Annotated in this window: 4 protein-coding genes and 1 pseudogene; all 5 read left to right on the top strand. The window is 48.5% G+C overall.

The genetic code is table 11. The features are described from left to right. The first annotated feature begins 500 nt into the window (after positions 1 to 500). Positions 501 to 1,667 (top strand): glycosyltransferase family 4 protein, encoded by a 1,167-nt coding sequence (locus AC1DUA_RS23240; RefSeq protein WP_477502024.1) that lies wholly within the window; start codon positions 501 to 503, stop codon positions 1,665 to 1,667. Between the two features lie 103 nt (positions 1,668 to 1,770). Then, complete coding sequence (locus AC1DUA_RS23245) at positions 1,771 to 5,043, top strand: hypothetical protein (protein WP_477502025.1); 3,273 nt, start codon at positions 1,771 to 1,773, stop codon at positions 5,041 to 5,043. After that, positions 4,934 to 6,352, top strand: coding sequence for a WIAG-tail domain (locus AC1DUA_RS23250; protein ID WP_477502026.1), 1,419 nt, complete (start codon positions 4,934 to 4,936; stop codon positions 6,350 to 6,352). Before AC1DUA_RS23245 ends, AC1DUA_RS23250 begins: the two co-directional genes overlap by 110 nt. A gap of 155 nt (positions 6,353 to 6,507) precedes the next feature. Next, entirely contained in the window at positions 6,508 to 7,641 is a 1,134-nt protein-coding gene (locus tag AC1DUA_RS23255; RefSeq protein WP_477502027.1) for a glycosyltransferase family 4 protein, read from the top strand. A 26-nt stretch (positions 7,642 to 7,667) separates the two neighbouring features. Further along, a pseudogene (locus AC1DUA_RS23260) lies at positions 7,668 to 7,998 on the top strand (glycosyl transferase); the annotation flags it as partial.

The following is a 7,998-nucleotide window of genomic DNA, read 5'->3' on the forward strand; positions in this document are numbered from 1 at the left end:
GTATGGATGTGAACATCTTGCATGCGGAAGTAGCAAGGGGTAATGCCAAATTCTTTGCCGGCGTCACTGTAGAAATGGATGGCTTCATATTTTGTGTTCCCTAGGGGAATGCCTTCGTATAAGGAATCGTTCACTAATATACCCACATAGGGATTGATCATCTACTTCACTCCTTAGAGTTTTTCGCCAGAAAAACTGGCATCGGAAGCATAAGCTTAGAGTTTTTCGCCAGAAAAACTGGCAACGGAAGCATAAGCTTAGAGTTTTTCGCCAGAAAAACTGGCAACGGAAGCATAAGCTTAGAGTTTTTCGCCAGAAAAACTGGCAACGGAACTGGCTTGCCAAAACGCCGCGGCACGATAGAGGCTCCCTTACAGCTTATGGAAAAGCAGTGCAGCTTGTTTGTACGGATGCTGATACTTTTGCGTAAGTAGTGGACAGCTGCCCAAACTTTGCCTGTATATCCGCATATGTATAGAAGTAGGAAGGGGGAGTTACATGTGAGCCAGAGACCTATGCGTGTTGTCATTGTTACGCCAGGTTCTTTTCCCATTCCCTCAGGAAAAAGCTCCTCGGTTGAACAGGTTGTCCAGAAAACGGCCGAGAAGCTCGTGAAATTCATGCCCGTGTGTGTTCTGGGGAGAAGAACGTCGTATCAACCAAGAAGTGAAGTACGGGAAGGATGTACGTATATAAGGGTTCCTTATGGGGGCTCTCGCTCCTATATTTCCGCCGTCTCTCGGCAAATCGCCGCACGAAAGCCTGGCATCATCCAGGTTGAAAATCGGCCGCATTTTGTGCGCTATCTGCGCAAACGTTTTCCAAGATGCTTCATTAGTCTGGTGCTGCATTCGAAAGTGTTTATTTCTTTGCCTTATATCTCGCAGAAATATTTGAAGGCATGCTTAGCCGCGGCGGATGTCGTTATCGTCAACAGTGACTATCTGAAGCAGGCGGTGCAGGCGAAAGTGCCGTCTGCTGCACATAAAATTGTAACGCAGCATTTGGGTGTAGACGTTTCCAAATTTACGTCAAGATGGTCTCCAGAGGGGAGTAAATCCCGTACCAAAAAGCTGCAAGAGCTAGGATACGAGAATCGAAAGGTTATTCTTTTTGTAGGACGGCTTATTCCAAGAAAAGGGGTACATCATCTACTTAAAGCGATGAAAACGGTGATTCAAACGGAGCCAAATGCAGTCTTAATTTTAGTAGGCGGTGCTTTCTATGGCTCTAAGAGATTGACGGCTTATGTGAAAAGGTTGTACCGGGAAGGAAGCAAGATGCCGCAGAATGTGAAGTTCGTCCCTTACACTTCGCACGCTGATATCCCGAAATGGTTTCACCTCGCAGACGTCGTCGCCGTGCCTTCCGAGGAAGGGGAGGCTTTTGGACTCGTAAACATTGAGGCAATGGCTTCTGGAGTACCCGTCGTAGCGACAAATTCGGGCGGGATTGGCGAAGTTGTGAAGCATGGGACGGTCGGGTATTTAGTTGATTTGGATAAGATCGAGCCGGATCTGCCCCAATATTTATTGCGCCTTTTGGCAGATGGAGAGCTGAGGCGAGCCATGGGAGAGCAAGGTATTCAAAGAGTCGATCAATTGTTCACTTGGGAAAAGGCAGCTGAGACGAGGTATGACTTATACAAGCATAAATTGGGGAGGTAACCATTTATCTGGGTGTCCGCACATTTTTCAGGGCTAACGTACATCTCTCATTGAGCTTGAATATGTTACAAATGACCAATTTATGTGGAATGGAGAGGAGTCTATGAGTAAGCGTAAGAGCAACAGCAACAGAGCAAGGCCTTATGTGCAAAAAGTGAACTCCCGAACAAATGAATTGAAATGGCTCGATGATAACGAACAGCCTTCGCCTGCTCCGGTTAAGCAGGAGAAAGCGGAAACAAGTCCAAAGATTACACCTGTGGAAGCAAGTATACCTCCCAAAACGCCAACTTCCAAAACAACACCTGCGAAAAGTACGATTGTTGAGACAACCAAAGTGAGTAAACCCACATCGGTGGTAAGTGTTTCACAAACTGCAGTGCCTGCACCTCCGCTGCTGCTGCTTTCTGAGCGTAAAACAGGTAAATTCGTAAATCCCGTCGTGTACACAGATGATATCGTGGAGGAAGCGATAACATGGGAGAAAATCGCCAATCGTTCAGTTGATGAAAGTAAAATCAAGCCGCAAAGCATCGGGACCAAAGTGATTAAGGATTTTGCGATCGATCAGTCAAAACTAGCTTCAGCCAGCGTGACGCGTGACAAAATTGCCGGTCACAGCATTTATGATGAACATATCGCTCCACACAGCATCTCCGGTGATAAAATCCAGGATCAATCGATCGCTGGCAGCAAGCTGCTGGATAACAGCATCACAGCGGATAAGCTCGCCGATCAAACGATTGATTCGCTTAAGCTGGCGGACGGCTCCATTCTATCACAGCATCTATCCGAGTTGGTCATTACGAATGAGCTGATCGATGACCAGTCGATTACAGCTGACAAAATACGCAGCGGCGCTGTGCAAGCCAAACATATTTCGAATTACAGTATCGACACCGCCAAGCTGATGGACGCAGCCATTACGACCGATAAGTTAAGGGATCAAGCTGTGACCGAAGAAAAAATTGCGAATGAGAGCATTTGCTCTGTTCATATTCAGTCCAAAGTTATCTTTAACGAACATTTGGCCGATGGAAGCATCCAGAGCCGGAGTATTGCGCCAGGTCAAATTGAAGCCAGTCACATCGCTGATGGGGCTATCGACGGTTATCATTTGGAGAGTTATGTAATCACAGAGGATAAACTCGCTCCTGCATCGGTCACGGAAGAAAAGCTCGTAAATCAAGCGGTTACGAATCAAAAAATCGCTCCTTTGTCAATTGAAGCTAAGCATATTGTGAAGTCTTCGATCCACACGGAGCATCTGGCGGACGGTTCTATCCAAACTTCGCATCTTGCTTCCGGCGTGGTACAATCCGGGCATCTTGCTGAAGGTGCAGTACACACCAAACTGATTCAGGATGGCTCCATTACATCAGCCAAACTAGCCGCAAATGCGGTAGAGGATAAACATATTCTCCCGAAGGCGATTCAAATGGGACATCTCGCTGACAATGTTATTTCTAATGCAAAGCTGCAGGATGACTCCATTACCTCCTCGAAGCTGGTGGAAAGCTCTATTGAAGGTAAACATATCCAAATGCAGGCGATTCAAATAGGACATCTCGCTGACAACAGCATTTCAAATGCAAAGCTGCAAGATAAGTCGATTACTTCATCGAAGCTGGTTGAAGCTACTGTTGAGGGCAAACATATCCGGCAGCAAGTGATTCAAAACTGGCATTTGGTCGATGGCATCGTCTCCAGCGCGAAATTGCAAACTCAATCCGTTACGTCAAGCCATTTAACGGAAAATAGCATTGAGGAAAGGCACATAAGCGAGGGGGCAATCACGCAGCTTCATTTGGCAGATGGGATCATATCTACCTCTAAACTGGAAGAGGGAGCTGTGACGACTGAACTATTGGCGGCTGGCAGTGTGGATACATCGAAGCTGAAGCAGCATAGCGTGACCTCTGATAAGCTTGCGGCAAGTTCAATCACAGCCGAGCATTTGCACCAAGGCATCGTTGCTAGCGAGCATTTGGCCGATGGGGCGGTACTTGGGATACACCTTTCGCCAGGGTCGATTGGAACGACACACCTCCAGGATGCGATCATTACGAGCGAGAAGTTGGGCTTGGGCACTATCCGTTCGGAACATATCGGGGATGGCGTGATTGGCGCTGAACAAATCGGGGAATCGGCGATTGGGYGTGATCATATTGGCGAAGAGGCCGTTACGACTCAGCATTTGCAGGATCAAACGATCACGACAAGTAAAATTGCTGAAGAAGCGGTAACGGGTACAAAAATAGCTTCCATGAGCATTGAAACTCGTCATCTTCAAGAAAACAGTATTGATGGCAGTCATCTTAAGCCTGGGTCTATCTCGTCTCAGCACCTGGCGCAAGGCTCGATTACGCTCAATATTTTTGCTGACAGGAGCTTGGATGGAACGAAGTTAATGGAACAATCCATTACAGGAGAAACCCTTGCGAAAGGGGCAGTCACCGAAGATAAGCTGGCGAATGGCTCAGTTGGTTCGCAGCATCTGCAACCTGGAGCAATCTCGGCGAGAGCTTTGCAGGAGCAGGCTGTAACGACAGGCAAATTAGGAGAGCAAGCCGTTACAGAAGCTAAACTGGCTGACTCCAGCGTAACGGGTCGCAAAATCGCTAGTAAGTCTGTGCACAGTGAGCATATTATCGACGGTGCGATTACAGCAGCGAAGCTGGCCAACGAGAGCATACATGGCAGCAAACTCGTAGCTGGTGCGCTTAGCTCAAGACATTTGGCCGATGGAGCGATCAGCAGCGCGAAGCTGGCTGCACGGGCGATTGGCAGCGAGCATATCGCTGACGGCGCTGTGACCGGGGCGAAGCTGGCGAAGGAAAGCGTGGATGGCGCGAAGTTGACAGCGGGCGCTGTGACTGGCGATAAGCTGGCCGATGGCGCAGTTAGTGGAGCAAAGCTTGGACTCGGCGTTATCGCAAGTGGGCATCTGGCAGCTGGTGTGGTCGAGAACGACAACCTTGCGGCAAATTCCGTGGATGGCACGAAATTGAGCCTTGGCGCCATCAGCAACTACCATCTTGCGGATAGCTCGGTGTATGGCGCAAAACTGGCTACAGGCAGTGTAGACAGCAGCAAGCTGACCGCTGGAGCTGTGAATCATGAGCACATCGTGGATGGAGTGATTGATGGCAGCAAGCTCGCGAAAGGCAGCGTGGATGGCAGCAAAGTGGTTCCAAGTGCCATTCAACGGGAGCATTTAGCGGATAGCGTAATTGACGCTACGAAGTTGGCAGGTGTCCGGTGCTGTGAACAGCGATCACATCGCCCCAGGCGCAGTGAATGGCAGCAAGCTGGCGGCACTCAGCGTGGACGGCAGCAAACTTGTGGAGAATGCTGTGAGCAGCGAGCACCTTAGCGATAGTTCTGTGACCAGTGCGAAGCTGGCAACGGGCAGCGTGGATGGCAGTAAGCTGGTAGCCGGTGCGGTGAGCAACTATCATCTCGCGGACGGCGTAGTAGATGCTGTGAAGCTGGCGTCCGGCAGTGTCGACGGCAGCAAGTTGACAGCTGGCTCAGTGAATGGCAGCCATATCGTGGATGGCGTGATTGACAACGGCAAGCTGGCAGCGAACAGCGTAGACAGCAGTAAATTGTCCCCAGGCGCAGTTACGGGAGATCATCTGGCTGACGGCGCATTGTTTGGCGCGAAACTGGCGGCAGGCAGCATTGACGGCAGTAAACTAGCCTCCAGCGCGATCAGCGGTTATCATTTATCCGCCGGCAGCGTGGACGGCAGCAAGTTGGCAGCTGGTTCAGTAAGCAGCGAACATCTTGCGGAAGGTGCTTTAGATGGCAACAAGCTCAAAGCAAGCAGTATCGATAGCAGCAAGCTGACAGCTGGCTCGGTTAACGGCAGCCATATCGTGGATGGCGTGATCGATAGCAGCAAGCTTGCTGTGAATAGCGTAGACAGCAGTAAATTGGCTCTGGGTGCGGTGACAGCAGACCACTTGGCAGACGGCGCATTGAGTGGTTCGAAGCTGGCGGCAGGCAGCATTGATGGCAGCATACTAGCAGCCGGAGCGGTAAGCAGCGAACACCTTGCAGAGGGTGCTCTAGATGGCGCTAAGCTCAAAGCAAACAGTATCGATGGCAGCAAGCTGACTCCCGGCTCGATTAGCGTTTTCCATCTTGGAGCAGGCAGCATCGACAGTTCCAAACTGGCAGTTAACAGCGTGGATAGCAGCAAGCTAGCTCCGAGCAGTGTGGACGGCAGCAAGTTGGCATCTAGCGCGATTAGCAGCTTCCATCTGTCGCCTAACAGTGTAGACAGCAGTAAAATAATCGCCGGCGCCGTTCACGGGGAACATCTGGCCGAGGGGGCAGTCGAAGGTACGAAGCTCGCAGCTGGCAGTGTGGATGAGAGCAAGCTTAGCTTCAATGCCGTGCATGTTCCTGCGGCGAAACCAGCGGCCCTGCAACAATTTGGTTTGGTTCCTTTTGAATTAAAGGTGCAGGACGAAATCGTCGAAATCACGTTACTCTTTGATGAGCCGTATGCAGATGTTAACTATGTAATCACAGCGACAACAAGTCACCCTTCGTGTTATGCCGTTATCAAACAAAAACAAACGAATTCAGCGCAAATGATCATTGTGCGTTCCCGTTTTTCACCAGATGCGTACGGGATCATTAACTGGATTTCCATAGGATCAAAAGGGTAAATGACTTCTCTCATAAGGATCGCGTCTATTGGGCGTGATCCTTTTTGTGTGTGATTCGCGGAGCTTTTTTTGGATATGTACAAACATTTATGTGTCTTGAAGAATAGGATAGAGAATAACCCTAAATGGCATTCATCTACGAAAGGAGGACTTTCATGAAAATCGCCTTAATCTGCCYGGATTCTTTGCCGTGTCCACCAATTAAAAGCGGAGCGATTGAGTTATTGATTGATCGCATGGCTCCCTACTTAAGCAGATTGGGTCACGCCGTTACGGTTTTTTCGATACAGGATCCTTCGTTCAGCAATGATGAAAGGATGAATGGTGTGAGATTCATTCGTTATGACCAATCCAGCTATTTTAATGATGTGGTGAGCTACTGTGAAAAGCGATTATTTGACGTAGTTCAATTATATAATAGACCGAATTGGGTTGAAGAAATGAAGAGAGCGGTACCGACTGCCCGCGTTTATTTATCGCTTCATAACCTATTAATCAATCACGATACTCTTGATGAGGCTGCACTTCACGCTTTTGAATTAGCCGACCGTCTCATTACCGTCAGTAAATTTGTTGCACAGGACATTATCAAAGCCATTCCTACAGTCAGTAGCAAAATCACTACGCTCTATACGGGAGAAGATCCTAAGCGATTTACGCCTCATTACACCATGGAAGGTAGAAAGATTGCCGAAAAGCTAAAGAGAGAATTGGGTATCCCCCCGGGCTTCCATGTTGTCCTCTTTGTCGGCCGGCTGCTGCCCAAAAAAGGCTGTCATCATCTGATTAACGCCATGAGGCTTGTTATCCGCAAGTATCCGAAAACCGCGCTAGTGATCATTGGGAGTAAATGGTATGGTGACCGGACCATTAGTAGTTATGTCACGAAGCTCCGAAGAAGAGCTTCGGCTGTGTCCTCTTATATATATTTTACTAATTTTATACCAGTAGACAGGCTTCCCAACTATTACACGATGAGCGATATGCTTGTTTGTCCATCCCAGTGGCAGGAACCGCTTGCAAGAGTTCAGTATGAAGCTATGGCAGCCGGCATACCAGTTATCAGCTCGAATCGAGGAGGAAATCCAGAGGTTGTTCTGCATGAGAAAAACGGTTATATCATTGATCTTTTTACAGAACCGGAAGCCTATGCTCAGGCCATCATGATGTTACTAAGCAATCGCGAGAAACGTGTCAAAATAGGACGCGAGAACAGGAAGTTGATTGCGGATCGCTACAACTTTGAGAAGTATGCGCAGCGACTATCGAATCTATATCAGACCATTTGAAACCGTATACGATTGGAGTGAACAGGGTGAAAATTGCTTTAATTTGTACGGAAATGCTAACCGTTCCTTCTATCAGGGGAGGGGCTATTCAAATTTTCATCGATGGCGTTATTCCCTATTTAAGCGCCAATCATGAAATAACGGTATTTTGCATAAAAGATAACGACCTTCGCGACCGGGAGGTGGTAAAAGGTGTGACATATATCCGGGTTGCGAAAAATAATTATCAACTGAATGTTGCCAACGAGTTGAAAAAGTTGAGGACTAACAATCGGACTTTTGATGTTATTCATGTGTTTAACCGGCCATTGTATGTTCCTGTTATCAAGCAAGCGATGCCCGAGAGCCGAGTTGTTC

It is taken from the genome of Paenibacillus sp. 01T422 (assembly GCF_056398785.1).